Raw genomic sequence first — 16,482 nt, forward strand, 5'->3', positions numbered from 1 at the left:
ATAGTATGAAAAAAATTATTTTACTCTTTGCCGTATTTTTGGGGTCCTTCTCCTTTGCTCAGGAAAACAGTCCTGAAAAATTTGATATTACAAAATCTGAAGATTATTCTTATTTAAAAACAAAAATCGATTTAACAGATATTCATTCTGAGGCAGATGTGCTACCTCAATACCCAGGCGGTATTGATGCTTTTAGAAAAAATTTTGCAGAAATTTTTGATCCTTCAATTTTGGAAGAAAGAAGCGGCACTACTTTAAAAACAACAGCATATTTCATTATCGAAAAAGATGGTTCAGTGAATAATCTCATCACAGTTGGTGATAAGCAGTATTCCAAACTGGTGGAAAAAGCACTGAAGAAAATAAAAACCACCTGGAAACCAGCCATCATAAATGGCGAACCTGTACGTTATCTTTTCAGATTTCCTTTGACCATGAGTTTTTAAGAACAGGAGAAATTTTTCAGACGTTTCCATTTCTGATGCAAAAGCAATCGGATTCAATGAAAGCTTCAATAAAGAAGCACTTCGCGCAATTTCTAAAATAAAAAGGAATTGGATTCCAGCGAAAATTGATGTTGATAACTTTGATATCGTTTTCTTATTCCTTTAAAGTTAAATTTTAATTAAATATAACTATCTACCAATCATTTTCTTAATCGAATTCAACTTCATCAAGGCTTCAATAGGTGTTAAAGTATTGATATCAATCTTCAATAATTCTTCCCGAATATTTTCTAAAACAGGATCATCCAATTGAAAGAAAGACAGTTGCAGACTTTCATCCGTAATCGCTTTTGCTGAATCTTTAGAACCACTGTGTGAACGGCTTTTTTCTAAAGTTTTCAGAACTTCATTCGCGCGATTGACTACTTTCGCCGGCATTCCTGCCAACTTTGCCACGTGGATTCCGAAACTGTGTTCACTTCCGCCTGATAACAATTTTCTTAGAAAAATGATTGTTCCTTTGTGTTCCTGAATAGAAACGTGGAAGTTTTTAATTCTTTCAAAATTCACGGTCATTTCATTGAGTTCATGATAATGCGTGGCAAATAAAGTTTTCGCTTGCGTCGGATGTTGATGCAGATATTCCGCAATCGCCCACGCAATCGAGACTCCGTCGTAGGTTGAAGTTCCTCGTCCGATTTCATCCAAAAGAATTAAACTTCGTTCAGAAATATTATTCAAAATATTCGCAGCTTCATTCATTTCCACCATGAATGTTGATTCACCAGAAGAGATATTATCGGTCGCTCCAACTCTGGTAAATATTTTATCTAATACACCGATCTCCGCGTGTTTCGCGGGAACGAAACTTCCTATTTGCGCCAGTAAACAGATGATGGCTGTTTGTCTCAGAATCGCAGATTTCCCCGCCATATTCGGACCCGTGACCATAATAATTTGCTGCGAATCTTTGGACAAAAACAAATCATTCGGAATATATTTTTCACCCAAAGGCAAAGCATTTTCGATAATTGGATGTCGGGCTTCTTTTAAATCAATCTCAAAACCATCATTGAGAACCGGTTTCGTATAACTTTCAGAAACAGCCAGTTCTGACAATCCAACACCACAATCCAATTCAGCAATAATTTTTGAGTTATCCTGAATTTGATCAATATAAATCATCACATTTTCACAAACTTTTCGGTACAGCAGATGTTCAATCTTTGAGATTTTTTCTTCCGCACCAAGAATTTGTTCTTCGTATTCCTTCAGTTCTTCAGTAATATAACGTTCCGCATTCACTAAGGTTTGCTTGCGAATCCAATCTTCCGGAACTTTATCTTTGTGAGAATTTCTAACTTCAATGAAATAGCCGAATACGTTATTAAAACTGATTTTCAAACTCGTGATTCCAGTTCGTTTTACTTCACGGTCACACATTTCATCCAAAAAGTTTTTTCCTTTCTTTTGCAGGCCACGCAGATAATCGAGTTCTTCTGAAATACCCGTTTTGATTACATTCCCTTTCGAAATATTTACCGGAAGTTCTTCATTGAGATAATTAGTCAGATAATCAATCAATTCATCCAGCGGAATTAGTGGTGAAATCCACGCTAGAATTTGATCGTGAGCATGAAGCAATTCTTTAATTTCTTTAATATTCACTAAGCTCTGGCGAAGGTAACCAAGCTCTTTCGGTGAAATCTTTTCTGAGGCCAATTTCCCCATCAAACGGTCCAAATCAGAAATCGTTTTTAACAATTGCAAAATCTCATATTTTAGATTTTCTTCTTTATTAAAAAATTCAATTAAATCTAAACGCCTGTTGATTTCACTCACTGATTTTAGAGGCAGAATCAAGCGTCGTCGCAACAATCTTCCTCCCATCGGAGTAGAAGTTTTATCTACAATATCGAGTAACGATTTCCCTTGCGGATGACTTGAATAAACGATTTCTAAATTCCGCAAAGTAAAATGATCCATCATCAGATAATCATCTTTCGGAATTAGTTTTATTTTGGTAATATGCTGTAAAAGCGCATGATGCGTATCTTCGACTAAATAAGCGAAAATTGCTCCGGCTGCAGTAATTCCTAATTTCAGATCTTCAATTCCAAAACCTTTTAATGAATTTGTTTTGAAATGGTTGGTTAGTTTTTCATAACCGTAATTGTATTGAAACGCCCAATCTTCTAATTTAAAAGAATTTCGATTTTTTAACTGAGACGGAAGTTCGGTCGTTCGCTGGTAAATGATTTCACTCGGATCAAAAGTTCCCACGATATGAAGCAATTGCTCCAGATTTCCTTCTGAAGTTAGAAACTCGCCAGTTGAAACATCGACCAAAGCCAATCCGTATTTTTCTTTTTGTTTATGAATAGAAAGTAGAAAGTTATTTTTCTTGGAAGTTAAAACTTGTTCATTAAACGTTACGCCGGGAGTGACTAATTCGGTCACGCCACGTTTTACAATTCCTTTTACGCCTTTCGGATCTTCTAACTGATCGCAAATTGCAACACGAAGTCCAGCTCGCACAAGCTTTGGCAAATAAGTATCAACCGAATGGTGTGGGAATCCAGCCAATTCGATGTGACCTTCGCCATTGGCTCTTTTGGTCAAAACGATTCCTAAAATCTGCGATGTTCGGATCGCATCCGTCCCGAAAGTTTCGTAGAAATCTCCGACTCGAAACAATAAAAGCGCATCAGGATATTTCGCCTTGATGGTATTGTACTGCGTCATTAAGGGAGTTTCTTTTTTAGCCACGGGATTTTTGATTTTGAGGAATTTATAAAAAGGTTTTAAAAACCTTACTTTTGCCAAAAATACGAAAATGTCATCCACAAAGAAACTGAAACTCGAAGAATTAGGGAGAATCGATGTTGAAACCTTTAAACAAACCAAAAAAACACAGTTGGTTGTTGTCTTAGACAATGTTCGAAGCATGCACAATGTGGGCGCGATTTTCAGAACGGCAGACGCTTTCTTAATTGAAAAAGTCGTACTGTGTGGAATTACGCCTCAACCGCCGCATCGGGAAATTCATAAAGCGGCTTTGGGTGCCACGGAAAGTGTGGATTGGATTTATGAAAAAGACATCGCTGAAGCGCTTCAAAATTTAAAGAAAGAGAACTTCAAAATTATTGGCATTGAACAGACAAGCAATTCTGAAGTGATCACCGATTATAGCATTAATAAAGAAGAAAAATACGCTTTGGTTTTAGGAAATGAAGTCGATGGTTTGAGCGATGAAGCACTTTCATTTTATGATACTTTTCTGGAGATTCCGCAATTAGGAACAAAACATTCTTTGAACGTTTCGGTATGTGGTGGGATTGTGATGTGGGAATTTTTTAAATCGCTGTAGATTTAAACATAAATTGCACAAATGTTTTCACAAATTTCACAAATAATTGCGTCACAAATTAGTGTGATTCGTGGTTAAAGAAATCTGATCATAAAAAAATCTCTTCCAATAAATTGAAAGAGATTTTTTTAATGAATATTGGAAGATACTTATTATTTCCAACCGCCACCAAGAGCGCGGTACAATTCAATTCCGGCATCTAACTTAGAATATTCTGCATTAGAGATATTCAACTCAGCATTCAATTGATTGACGCTGGCGTTGATGACTTCTAAGTAGGTTGCCAAACCGTAATTCACCAATTCCTGAGAATATTCAACAGAGTTTTTGTAAGCCTCCATTTCTTTTCTTTTTAAGCCGATGAAACTGTCTTGTGACTGATAGATTTTCAAGGCATCAGAAACTTCTTTTCCAGCCGTTAAAACTGATCTTCTAAAGTTGAGATAAGCGATTTCTTTGTTCGCCAAGCTTACTTCATATTGCGTTTTGATTTGTCTCTTATTTAAAATCGGCTGAGCTAAACCAGCAACCACATTGGCGAAAAGGGAATTCACACTGAATAACTGATCTAAATCTCCAGAGACAATTCCACCGCTTCCAGTCAATCTTAAAGTTGGGTAAAAATTGGCTTTCGCAGCGTTGGTCATTTCGAAAGCATTCATCAAACGGTATTCTGCAACTTTCACATCAGGGCGATTAGCCAATAAATTCGCAGGATAACCGAGATCTAAACTGACTGGCATTTTTTGCGCATCAATCGTCGTGCGCTCAATCGCGTGAGAAGGCTCACCCATCAATAAACTGATGGTATTTTCAAGCAACCCGATTTGAACATCAATACTTATTAATAAAGATTCTGCATTGAAAACCAAGGCTTCACTTTGTTGAACTGCAACTTCGGTCACTGTTCCAGCATCTTTCAAAGCCGATGTCGTTTCCAAATTTTTCTTTCTTAAAGCAATCGTTTCATTAATGATTTTCTTTTGATCATCAAAAGTCAACAACTGATAATAAGCGGACGCAACACTGGCGACCAAATCGCTTTTCACAGCTTGGTGCGCAGAAACTGTTCCTAAATAGTTTGCAAATTCTGCTTTCTCCTGCGCTCTTAATTTTCCCCAGATATCTGCTTCCCAACCAATATTGGCAGAAACATCAAATTGATTTCCATATTTTCTGGCCGACATTAATTGTCCAGACTGCGTATTCAAAGACTGTGTTTGAAACGTATAATTCGGACCTGCAGACAACGTTGGCAAATAGGCCGCTTTACTTTGTTTTAAATAAGAATCTGCTGCACTGATGTTTTGCAGCGCCACTCTTACATCTAAATTATTATCCAAAGCTTTCGCAATGTGTTTTTGTAAAACCGGATCTGTGAAAATTTCCCTCCACGAAATGGTGGCCATACTTGTAGAATCTTTCGGCAACAAATCGGTACGGAAAAGATTTTCATTAATCGCTTCGGTCGGTCTTTCGTACTTTTCGCGCGTCATACATGAAGTAAGAACGAACGCTGAAAAGACAATCGAAAGTATTTTTATATTGAAATATTTATTCATTTTTTTAATTTTCATAAAAGTTTTTAACTTTCAATTATTCAGAAAGATTGATTTCCTTTTCTTTTAAAGGCACTACTTTTTCCTGTAAAAATTGGAAAATAACATACAGAACTGGAATGGCAATCAACCCGAAGAAGGTTCCAATTAACAATCCAGAAGCTGCTCCAGTTGCAATGGAACGGTTACCGACAGATCCAATCCCAGTTGCAAAGACCAACGGAACCATACCGAAGATAAAGGCAAACGAAGTCATCAAAATCGGACGCAACCTCGCTTTCGCAGCATTAATTGCCGACATGGCAATTGATTCCCCATGATGACGCCGCTGAACGGCAAACTCCACAATTAGAATCGCATTCTTGGCGAGTAATCCAATCAACATAATAATCGCAATCTGGAAATAAATATTATTCTCTAATCCAAATATCCGCTGACCGAAAAAGGCTCCGATAACTCCCAGTGGAAGCGAAAGGATTACCGAGAAGGGCAATAAATAACTTTCATACTGTGCCGCCAAAATAAAGTAGATGAAAAGGAAACTTAATAAGAAAACCACGTAGGTTTGAGAACCCGCTTTCATTTCTTCTTTCGTTAAACCTGTAAACTCAACATCGTAGTTGGCTGGTAAATTTTCCGCAGCCACTTCCTGAATTGCTTTAATCGCATCACCCGTCGAAAACCCCGGATTACTCGATCCATTGATTCCCACTGAGGTAAATAAGTTATATCGTTCTAAAGATTGTGGTCCAAAACTTTTCTCCAAGCTCACAAACTGTGAGATCGGCGCCATGGCTCCTGAAGCAGTTTTGACAAATATGGAATTTAAACTTTCTGGCGCTGTTCTGTCTGATGGTAATGCTTGGATCATCACTCGGAACTGCTTTCCATATTTGGTAAAATCTGAAGAATAAATTCCTCCGATATATCCTTGCATGGTGCTCAGAATAGCATTTAACGAAACTCCACTTTCTTTTGCACGAGGCACATTAACCACCATTTCAAACTGTGGATAATTGGTATTAAAGGAGGTTGAAGCAAACTGAATTTCGGGTCTCTGCATTAAAGCTCCAACAAAACTCTGGGTTACTTGATCTAATTTTGCAATGTCTCCGCCTGATTTATCTAATAAAACACTCGAGAATCCATCACTTGATCCAAACCCAGGTACACTCGGTGGCGAGAAGAAAATAATTTTCGCATCTGGATATTTTCCGGTAATTCCGAATAATCTTCCCGTAATCTCATCAATACTTTGTCCATCTGCTTTTCCACGTTCATCGAAAGGTTTTAATTTAATAAAGGCTTGACCAACATTCGATCCTGAACCTGACATAAATCCACGACTCGCCGTATACGTTACGTTTTGAACGCCTGGAATTTTTCGAGCTTCCTTTTGAAGATCATTTAGAACATTATAAGTTCTTTCCAATGACGCTCCCGGTGGAAGTTGGATGTCTGTAAACAAAATTCCACGGTCTTCTTTCGGAATAAATCCGGTCGGCATCGTTGAACTTGCCCACCAGAACGTTACTGCTCCCGCTGCAAAAATGACCAATAAACTCACCCATTTATTTCTTAATATAAAATTGAATGATTGTCCATATTTTTTAGTTCCTGCATTAAATCCTGCATTAAATTTGGCAAAGAATTTCTGCATGAAATTCATGCTTGCAAACTCTTTAGTATGATGCGCGGGAGGTTTCAAGAACATCGCACAAAGCACTGGACTCAGCGTTAACGCATTTACCGCTGAAATTAAAATCGCAATAATTAAGGTAATTCCAAACTGTTGATAGAAAACTCCCGTTGGTCCAGTTAAGAAAGTTACCGGAATAAATACAGCCGCCATTACTAACGTAATCGAGATAATTGCTCCTGTAATTTCGTCCATCGCTTCTACGGTTGCCTTCTTGGCATCAGTGATGCCACCTTCCATTTTAGCGTGAACCGCTTCCACCACAACAATCGCATCATCGACCACAATCCCGATGGCAAGAACCAAAGCAAATAGCGTCAATAAGTTAATAGAATATCCAAATAAATTCAGGAAGAAAAAGGTTCCAATAATCGAAACCGGTACTGCAATCGCAGGAATTAAAGTTGATCTAAAATCCTGAAGGAATATAAATACCACTAAGAATACCAAAACGAAGGCTTCTAATAAAGTAACAATTACTTTAGAAATAGAAGCATCTAAGAATTCATTGGTATCAAAGTTAATATTGTAACCAACTCCTTCGGGCAATGTTTTTTCTGTCTCTTTAAGTAAAGTCTTGATATTGGTAATAATCTCTTGTGCGTTCGATCCTGGAGTTTGGAAAATCCCCATCGAGATGGAACGGTTCCCATTACTCTCACCGATTCCGGCGTAAGATTGAGAATCCAGTTTAATTTCGGCAACATCTTTTAAACGAAGATATTCTCCATTTCCAAGGGCTCGCAGGACAATATTTTCGAATTCATCAACTTCATTATATTTTCCTTTGTAGGTAATAATGTATTGGAAAGAGCTTCCACTATTTTCACCTAAGGCTCCCGCAGCTGCTTCTCTGGACTGTTCATTAATCGCGGCAGAAACTTCTGAAGGTTCTAAACCATAAGCAGCCATTTTCGCAGGATCAACCCAAATTCTCATCGAGTAATTTTTCCCACCAAATACTTGCGCATCACCCACACCATTCACCCTTTTCAATTCCGGGATGATATTAATGTTCATGTAATTCTGCAACCAAACCTCATCTAAATTAGGGTTAGCGGTAAAGAAACTCAAGAACATCAAGGCACTTGTTTGCTGCTTGTTCACCTGAACTCCAGATCTTGTAACCTCCGAAGGCAGCAATGGAATCGCACGCTGAACTTGATTCTGAACGTTTACTGCAGCGATATCTGGATCGACTCCTTGTTTAAAGAAAATCGTAATTGAGGCAGAACCGTTGTTGCCTGCAGAAGAGGAAATATAGTCCATTCCTTCTACTCCATTCACTTGTTCTTCAATCGGAATAATTACACTGTTCATGACCGTTTGCGCATTAGCTCCGGTATAGTTTGCTGAGATACGCACCGTTGGCGGCGCAATATCTGGATACTGGGTGACCGGCAAAGAGATTAATCCCAGGATTCCCAACACCACAATCATGATGGAAATTACCGTAGATAAAACCGGTCTGTTTATAAATTTTTTAATCATCTTTTAGAAAAGTGGTTTTATAGCATTAATGATATCGTCAAACTTCTTAGGTTGTGGCTTCACTGGTGTTCCAGTTTTTAAAGTCCCTACACCTTCTACAACAACGATTTCTCCTTTTGTAGCGCCATCTTTAATAACAACCATATTGTTCACACGGTCGATGACAGTAATTACAGCACTTTTCGCCGTGTCTTGTTTTACTTTATAGATGTACACCAAACCTTGCTGTTCGATCGTAGCACTTTCTGGCACGACCAAAGCATTGTCATAAGTAATCGGAATTCTAACAGTTCCGCTGTTTCCATTGCTCAACAATTTCTTCGGATTCGGGAAAGAAACTCTAAACTGAATACTTCCGGTGGCTGCATCGATTTGACCAGTTACTGCTTTCACATATCCTTTCTCTTCATAAACATCACCGTTTGCCAATACTAATTCGATGGCCGGCATGTTTTTTATTTTTTCTGGAACGGTTGCTCCTGTAGAATTTTTTAGAAAATCTAAATACTCTTTTTCGTTCATTGAGAAATAAGCGTACAACTCACTCGTATCTGACACCGTTGAAATTGGCATTGGATCACCAGGACCAACTAAACTACCTGTTCGGAAATTAATTTTTCCAATCGTTCCAGATATTGGCGCGCGGATCACAGAATAATCGATGTTTGCCTGAACTCCTTGAAAATTTGCTTGGGCTTGTGCAACGCCCGCACTTGCTTGCTGTTTGCCTGCTTGGGCTTGAGCAACTTGTGCCTGAGCTCGCGCTAAATTCGCCTGAGCCGTTTGTAACTGAACATTACTAATAATATTTTTCTCCACTAAAGGACGAAGTTTATTTACTTCAACCTGAGCAGCATTTACAGCGGCCTGAGCTGCTTTTACACTTGCTTCAGACGCAGAAACGTTGGAACGTGCTGCTCCAACTCCAGCTTTTGCGGCGTTGGCTGATTGATTTAAGGAATTAGTCTCTAAGCGGAAAAGCGGTTGACCTTTGCTCACATACTGACCCTCATCTACCAAAACCTGGGTAACATAACCTTGCATTTTTGCACGTACATCATTATTAACACGTCCTTCAATACTCGCTGGAAAAGTGGAATAGCCGATAACATTTCTAGCTTCGATTGCTACAGTTGAAACCGCCTTTGGACCTTGCGGCGGTCTTTGATCTCCTTTTTTGCAGGACAAAACCGACAAAGCAGAAAATGTGAGGAGAATAATTTTATTTTTCATGAATTTAATTTTATAGTTGAGCTTCCTTAAATGAAGTTTATAGGTCTTGTTTTATAACTGATCAAGTGTTTCTTTTATGTTGGAAATGTTTTTATTGAAAAGATCAGTGTAGATATCAAATTTCTGAAGGGCAACTTCACATTTGGTATTCCTGAATTTTTTTAGATTTTCTAAAATCAATAATTCTCGGTCCATTTTTTCAATAATTTCCTGAAAACGAATTTTCATATACTTTTCATTCATGACAAAAAATCGTTTTCTTTCATCGATTTTATTGAAGTCTTTAATAATATTCAGATTTAAAAGTAAATTAAGATTAGAGGAAACAGAACTTTTACTGGCTGCAAAAATATCTACGAACTCATCAAATGAGACGCCTTTCCGATCAAAATCAAATATCAGATAAGCATAAATCTTGGCAGCAAGTGGCGGCAAATGGAAGGCTTCTCCATAAAACTTAACCATTTCGCGAAAGATTTCTTTATCTATTTCAATCATTATTTAAAAAGTAATTTGCAAAAATAGGTTTTAGTTCTGAACTAAACGAACCAAAGTTCGACTTTAAGAATACTTTATGATTTCGGTATTAAATTGAGGGTTGAGATGAATTAGTCTTAAAAACTGATTTTAATCTTAAAATTGATTTGTCTTAAAGCAATTCAAAATTAAATTCATTAATTTTGGTAGATGGATTTAAGAGATCAACTTAAAAATATATTCCCTGAGCATGAAGAGCAGGATTTTGAAATGCCTGTTGAAAAATTTGTGCAGAAAGAACCACTCGTCTGTAAATTTGAAAAAAAGGGAAGACATGGAAAACCCGTTACCTTGGTGGAAGGTTATGAAGGAACAGATGAAGACTTGAAAAAAATCTCAAAGAAAATCAAAACAACGTTGGGTATTGGTGGGTCTGAAAAAGATGGTGTCATCATTATACAAGGAGATAACCGTAACAAGATTATGGTGATTTTGAAAGAGATGGGTTATAAAACGAAGAGAGTTGGCGGTTAAAAAGACCGCTTCGCTAAAAGATGAAAGACTTTTATACGATGACGACAAAAGTTAATTAGACGAATCTGCAGCCCGACTTGAGTGGAGCTCTTTTTTTGACGAGGAACTAGGAAGAAAAAAGCGGGAACGGAAGGCGGATAAAGCTGCCCAAATTAAAATTTAAAAATAAAAAAATATATTATGCTTAACAAATTAGCTGCCTCAGAATTGGTGCTCAATGACGATGGAAGTGTGTATCATTTGAACTTGTTGCCGGAGGATATTGCAGGAAAAATCATGTTGGTTGGTGACCCTGACCGCGTTCCAAAAGTTTCAAAATATTTCGACAAGATTGAAATTAAGAAAAACAAAAGAGAATTTTATACGCACACCGGAACTTTGCGAGGCGAAAGAATTACGGTTATGTCGACTGGAATTGGGACTGAAAACATCGATATCGTGATGAACGAATTGGATGCTTTGGTCAATATCGATTTAAAAAATAAAGAATTTACAAAGGATCACACCGCATTGGAATTGTTTCGAATGGGAACTTGTGGAAGTGTGAATCCCGACGTTGAAGTTGACAATATGTTGGTGACGGAAAATGTGGTTGGCCTTGATGGTTTGATGCATTTCTACCAAGATTATGAGTTTGAAAATGAATTCTCCCGAAACTTCATGGCGAAATTTCCGTACGAGAAAATCAAACCGATGTTGTATTTTTCTGATTGGTCGAAAGAAATGGGCGAATATTATAAGGATGCAAAATACCACGGAAACACCGCAACTTTCCCAGGTTTCTATGCTCCACAGGGTCGCCAGCTTCGTTTGAAAGCACTTGATGATCAATTTTTGGAAACGTTGAATGAATTAGGAGTAACGAATTTCGAGATGGAAACATCTGCGATTTATGGTCTTTCTAAATTGTTAGGACACAAAGCAATCACGGTAAATTCTGTTATTGCGAACCGAAGAAGAGGTGAGTTCTCCGCAGATCACGCGGCTTCTGAAAAGAATATGATCGAATGGGTTTTGGATCGAATTATTAACTAAGAATATAATAGTCCTAAAGAATGCGGTTAAGAAATTGACCGCATTCTTTATTTAAAGGAACAGTCTTCTATATGATCATTCACCATTCCTGTCGCCTGCATGAATGCGTAAATAACGGTTGAACCTAAAAATTTAAATCCTCTTTTTTTCAAATCTTTTGATAAGGCATCTGAAATTTCTGTGATCGCGGGAACGTCATTTAAAGTTGTTGGATTATTTACCATTGGTTTTCCGTCCACAAAATTCCAAATATAGGTAGAGAAACTACCGAATTCTTTTTGTACTTCCTGGAACTTTTGTGCATTATTGATCGTTGCTAAAATTTTCAGTTTATTCCTGACAATTCCAACATCATTCAGCAACTCTTCAATTTTAACTTCAGAATAGCTTGCAATTTTTTTATAATTAAAATTATCAAACGCTTCTGCAAAGTTTTCTCTTTTCTTTAAAACAGTATACCAGGATAATCCTGCTTGAAAACTTTCTAAGACGAGAAATTCAAAAAAGGCTTCATCGTCATAAACTGGTTTTCCCCATTCTTCATCGTGATAGGTTCTATAGAGGTCATCTTTCTCACACCAACCGCAACGTATCATTTCCATTTATTTAAGTTTAATTCAAAATTAATCAACAATAAACTAAAAAAAGTATGGAAAGTGCAGTAAAAATACAATTTTAAGAAAACTTTACAACATGTTTAACATAGCATTGGCTACTTTAGGAATGAACTTTGATGCTAGATATAGTATCAAATTAAATATTAACATTAAAAATTTATCATTATGGACAGACAAGATTATAACAAAGCAGAAGACGCAGTGAACGAAACGAAATGGACGGTAAATGATTATGCTGATAGAGCGAAAGATTACATCCGCGAACAAAGAAACAAAAACACTGAACCAACTGCAGAAGGTTGGATGGAAAGAGCAAAAGATAATATTTCTGATGCTTGGGAAGATACCAAAGATGCCGCTTCAGATGCTTGGGAAAAAACCAAAGACTGGTCGGAAGATGCAAAAGCAGAAGTTAGAAAAGCAACTAACTAAGCGATATTAAATATAAGAAAGAGAGCCGTAGTCACTACGGCTCTTTTTTTATGCTATAACCAATAAATATTTTTAAATTTGTCTAAAATTAAGATTATGTCATACGGATTACTAAAAGGTAAGAAAGGAATTATCTTCGGAGCTTTAAACGATCAGTCGATCGCTTGGAAAGTTGCAGAAAGATGTCATGAAGAAGGTGCAGAATTCATCTTATCAAATGCTCCTATCGCAATGAGAATGGGCGAGATTGATGAATTGGCAAAAAAAACTGGCTCAGATGTTATTGCTGCTGATGCGACTTCTGTTGAAGATTTAGAGAAACTTTTTGCTCACGCTGAAGAAAAATTTGGAAAAATTGATTTCATCCTTCACTCCATTGGTATGTCTGTAAACATTCGAAAAGGTAAAACCTATACCGATCTTAATTACGATTTCTTAGAAAAAGGTTGGGACGTTTCTTCGGTTTCTTTCCATAAAGTGATGAAAGCTGCTTGGGATAGAGATATTATGAACGAATGGGGTTCAATCTTGGCGTTGACTTATATTGCTGCACAACGCGTATTCCCGAATTACGGTGATATGGCAGATAATAAATCGTACCTCGAAAGTATTGCCAGAAGTTTCGGATATTATTGGGGCGACCGAAAAGTGCGTGTGAATACCATTTCGCAATCTCCGGTAATGACTAAGGCTGGTGCTGGGGTGAAAGGAATCAGTGGTTTCTTCAACTTCGCAGATAGCATGTCTCCACTTGGAAATGCTGATGCTTTGGATTGTGCGAACTATTGTGTAAGTATGTTCTCTGATTTAACAAGAAAGGTAACGATGCAGAATCTTTTCCATGATGGTGGTTTCAGCAAGACTGGGGTTTCACAGAAAATTGTAGATAAATTTGAAGATTTGCAATAAGTAAATTTTGCTTAAATATAAGATCCGTCTCATTAATTAATGAGACGGATTTTTTTTATCTAGATACTTTTGGAATGACGGGTAAACTTTGATTTCCTGACACAGAAACACTTTGAACCGCAAATATGAAATTATCTTTTGAAAGCGGAACAATGTATGAAGTTTCAGTGGTGAAAATTTTATGCGTCCAAACCGATTGATCCGTTTCTCGGTATAAAACATTATATCCTTTTACTTTTCCTGATTTAGGTTTCTCCCAGGTCAACTTGGTAGAATTAGAAAGTTCCTTTACATCCATCAAAACATTTTCAGGTTGCGGAGTTGACTTCGCTAAATTTGCAAGTACCGCTACATTCACGGCAGTATTGGTTTTCAGATAGTCAAAATCCATGAACTCGATTAAATCACCATATTTTATATTATTTTCAGTCCGAATATCTTGATGCTGATGATCGTAATTTTCATAATAATCAGTCAGGCGAACCGCAGTGAATCCTTGATTAACAAATGGTGTATGATCGCCACCGCGTAAGAAACGGTCGTTTCTATAAATCAATTTTATATCAATATTGTTGACATATTTTTCACCAATTTCTTTTACATATCGTGCTAATTGTCGTGCGTTGCCATCATTTTCTAATCCCAGACTTCTTATTTTAGCTGCAGACTTGTCTGTTTCAAATGCCGATAATCCTTCACTGAAAACTCTTAGTTTTGGAGTTCCATCATTTTTTGGCGCATCGAATCTGTTGTTGCCTATCATATCATTATTCAAGACCGCTTCAATTTCCCAGTTGTCTGCCTTTGCTTTATCGGAAAGCATTTTTGCTCCTAATAAACCTTGTTCTTCTCCACTTACGGCCACAAATAAGATGCTCATCGGGAATTTTGACTTGCTTAAAACTCTGGCAGATTCAATCACAGCTGCTACTCCACTTCCATCATCATTTGCTCCGGGCGCGTAATCAGTGGAATTCAAAACGTCTGAAACTCTGGAATCCAAATGACCAGAAATGATAATAATTCTTTTATCTAAAGGATCGGTTCCCTTCAGTAAGCCAATCGCGTTACCTAGATTGGTTACTTTATTTATTCTTTTTCCGTCCGGTTGTAAGTCTTCATTTTGTAGATAAACTTCCATTCGTCCCCCAGAATTTTTCGCGTAATTTCTGAATTTGGATAACACCCAACTTCTTGCAGCGCCGATTCCCTTATCTTTATCAATGGTGGAACTCATGGTGTGACGGGTTCCGAAACTGACCAACTTTTCAACATTCGATTTTAAAGAATCTTTAGTAACTGCCTTTACGTAAGCTGAGATTTCAGGATCTTTATCGTATTTCTGAGCAGTTGCAATTACAGAAAGCAAAACGCTTACTAAGAGAATAGTTTTTTTCATTTTAAATTTTTTATTTCATTAATAAACGTCGTTACCACTTCTTCAGTAGTTGCCCAAGAGGTAATGATGCGAATGGCTGACTGTTCGTCATTTAGTTTTTTCCATATATAAAAATCGAAATTCGCAGATAATTGGTCAATCTGACTTTGATTTAAAATTGGAAATATCTGATTGGTAAAGGTTTCACACAAAAAGTTACAATCTGCTTGTTGAAAAGCTTCTTTAATTCTCATCGCTTGCTGATTCGCATGTCTCGCCAAATCGAAATACAGATCATCTTTCAACAATTCTTGAAACTGAATCCCAAGCAAACGACCTTTTGCCAGCATTGCTCCTTTTTGTTTTAGATGAAAGCCGAATTCTTCTTGTAGATTTTCATTGTTAATGATAATTGCTTCCCCAATTAAAGCTCCGTTTTTTGTTCCTCCCAGATAAAAAGCGTCGGTATATTTTCCGAAATCTTCTAAAGTCAAATCATTGGTTTCTGCCGTTAAAGCATGTCCCAATCTTGCTCCGTCAACAAATAGATAAAGATTACTCTCCTGACAGAATTGGTACAAATCCATCAATTCCTTTTTAGAATAAATTGTTCCTAATTCTGTAGAGTTTGAAATGTAAACTAATTTTTGCTTGACTTGATGGGGTTTGTTTTGGTGAACATCGATAAGCTCTTGAATATCTTCTGATGAAATCTTTCCTTCCAAAGTTTCCAAACTGTGTACTTTATGACCCGTTGCTTCGATTGCACCACTTTCATTAGTGAAAATATGTCCCGTGGCAGGAGACACCACACTTTCATGTGGTCGCAAAAAAGCAGAGATCACAATTAAATTGGCTTGTGTTCCACCTGAAACAAAATACACTTTAGATTTAGGATTATTTATTTTTTGTTTAATAATTACTTCTGCATTCATCGAGTATTCATCCAATCCGTAACCATTCTGCTGACTTAAGTTAGACTGCAATAAAGTTTCCAAAATGCGGGGATGCGCACCTTCGGAATAATCATTTTTAAAAGAATATTTCATGTACTAAAATTATAAAAAAAGGGTGATTTAACCGCTAGAATTTGGGTGAAATCACTTATGAATTATAATAATATTCAAACATCTTTGTATTGTCATCACAACTAAAAACTAATAACTCATATTTACATCCGGTTTTAATTAATTTATCCCAATTGCCATTTATTTTGTAATGGATGTAAATTTTCTTCATGTATTTTTATTTAAATGTTAGCGTGTAATTCTTTACACGCTTTTATTTTGTTAGATTTGCGAA

14 protein-coding genes are annotated in these 16,482 nt (G+C 36.9%); 6 read left to right on the forward strand and 8 right to left on the reverse strand.

Translation table 11 applies throughout. From position 1 onward, the window contains the following. The first annotated feature begins 5 nt into the window (after positions 1-5). Positions 6-446, forward strand: a complete 441-nt coding sequence (locus tag BMX49_RS00635) for an energy transducer TonB (protein ID WP_051803622.1) — start codon at positions 6-8, stop codon at positions 444-446. 189 nt (positions 447-635) lie between these two features. On the opposite strand, the gene mutS is transcribed toward BMX49_RS00635, so the two are convergent. Then, positions 636-3,191: a DNA mismatch repair protein MutS gene (mutS, locus tag BMX49_RS00640; protein WP_034721007.1), complete on the reverse strand. Its 2,556-nt coding sequence runs from the start codon at positions 3,189-3,191 to the stop codon at positions 636-638. 91 nt (positions 3,192-3,282) lie between these two features. On the opposite strand from mutS, the gene BMX49_RS00645 reads away from it, so the two are divergent. Then, positions 3,283-3,816: an RNA methyltransferase gene (locus tag BMX49_RS00645; protein ID WP_034717724.1), complete on the forward strand. Its 534-nt coding sequence runs from the start codon at positions 3,283-3,285 to the stop codon at positions 3,814-3,816. A gap of 152 nt (positions 3,817-3,968) precedes the next feature. On the opposite strand, the gene BMX49_RS00650 is transcribed toward BMX49_RS00645, so the two are convergent. From BMX49_RS00650 to BMX49_RS00665, 4 genes are read right to left on the reverse strand one after another with little or no spacing between them, the layout of a single operon-like run. Beyond that, positions 3,969-5,393, reverse strand: coding sequence for an efflux transporter outer membrane subunit (locus BMX49_RS00650; protein ID WP_375600463.1), 1,425 nt, complete (start codon positions 5,391-5,393; stop codon positions 3,969-3,971). Between the two features lie 19 nt (positions 5,394-5,412). Continuing rightward, positions 5,413-8,565, reverse strand: coding sequence for an efflux RND transporter permease subunit (locus BMX49_RS00655; protein ID WP_034717725.1), 3,153 nt, complete (start codon positions 8,563-8,565; stop codon positions 5,413-5,415). Between the two features lie 3 nt (positions 8,566-8,568). Continuing rightward, positions 8,569-9,798: an efflux RND transporter periplasmic adaptor subunit gene (locus BMX49_RS00660; protein WP_034717727.1), complete on the reverse strand. Its 1,230-nt coding sequence runs from the start codon at positions 9,796-9,798 to the stop codon at positions 8,569-8,571. Between the two features lie 51 nt (positions 9,799-9,849). Continuing rightward, positions 9,850-10,296 (reverse strand): hypothetical protein, encoded by a 447-nt coding sequence (locus BMX49_RS00665; protein ID WP_034717728.1) that lies wholly within the window; start codon positions 10,294-10,296, stop codon positions 9,850-9,852. Between the two features lie 189 nt (positions 10,297-10,485). Here BMX49_RS00665 and BMX49_RS00670 point away from each other — a divergent pair, with 189 nt between their 5' ends. Together BMX49_RS00670 and BMX49_RS00675 are read left to right on the forward strand one after the other, a co-directional pair. Beyond that, positions 10,486-10,809 carry a translation initiation factor gene (locus BMX49_RS00670; protein ID WP_034717730.1) on the forward strand — a complete coding sequence of 108 codons (324 nt, stop codon included), beginning with the start codon at positions 10,486-10,488 and terminating at the stop codon, positions 10,807-10,809. Positions 10,810-10,989: 180 nt separating this feature from the next. Further along, positions 10,990-11,844, forward strand: a complete 855-nt coding sequence (locus BMX49_RS00675) for a nucleoside phosphorylase (protein ID WP_034717732.1) — start codon at positions 10,990-10,992, stop codon at positions 11,842-11,844. A 47-nt stretch (positions 11,845-11,891) separates the two neighbouring features. Here BMX49_RS00675 and BMX49_RS00680 read toward each other — a convergent pair whose 3' ends face one another. Beyond that, complete coding sequence (locus BMX49_RS00680; RefSeq protein WP_034717734.1) at positions 11,892-12,446, reverse strand: DNA-3-methyladenine glycosylase I; 555 nt, start codon at positions 12,444-12,446, stop codon at positions 11,892-11,894. A gap of 180 nt (positions 12,447-12,626) precedes the next feature. Between BMX49_RS00680 and BMX49_RS00685 the strand changes: the two genes are divergently transcribed. Further along, positions 12,627-12,893 (forward strand): hypothetical protein, encoded by a 267-nt coding sequence (locus BMX49_RS00685; RefSeq protein WP_034717736.1) that lies wholly within the window; start codon positions 12,627-12,629, stop codon positions 12,891-12,893. A 96-nt stretch (positions 12,894-12,989) separates the two neighbouring features. Continuing rightward, a complete protein-coding gene (locus BMX49_RS00690; RefSeq protein WP_034717737.1) occupies positions 12,990-13,802 on the forward strand; it encodes an enoyl-ACP reductase FabI in 813 nt (270 codons plus the stop codon). Positions 13,803-13,857: 55 nt separating this feature from the next. Here the strand turns inward: BMX49_RS00690 and BMX49_RS00695 are convergent, their stop codons facing one another. After that, the gene (locus BMX49_RS00695) at positions 13,858-15,201 is read right to left on the reverse strand and encodes a M20/M25/M40 family metallo-hydrolase (RefSeq protein WP_034717739.1); all 1,344 of its coding nucleotides are present in this window, start codon (positions 15,199-15,201) and stop codon (positions 13,858-13,860) included. Then, complete coding sequence (locus BMX49_RS00700) at positions 15,198-16,229, reverse strand: threonine aldolase family protein (RefSeq protein ID WP_034717740.1); 1,032 nt, start codon at positions 16,227-16,229, stop codon at positions 15,198-15,200. The genes BMX49_RS00695 and BMX49_RS00700 overlap by 4 nt, the downstream gene beginning before the upstream one ends. Positions 16,230-16,482 lie beyond the last annotated feature (253 nt).

Source organism: Kaistella antarctica (genome assembly GCF_900109615.1).
Classification (GTDB): domain Bacteria; phylum Bacteroidota; class Bacteroidia; order Flavobacteriales; family Weeksellaceae; genus Kaistella; species Kaistella antarctica.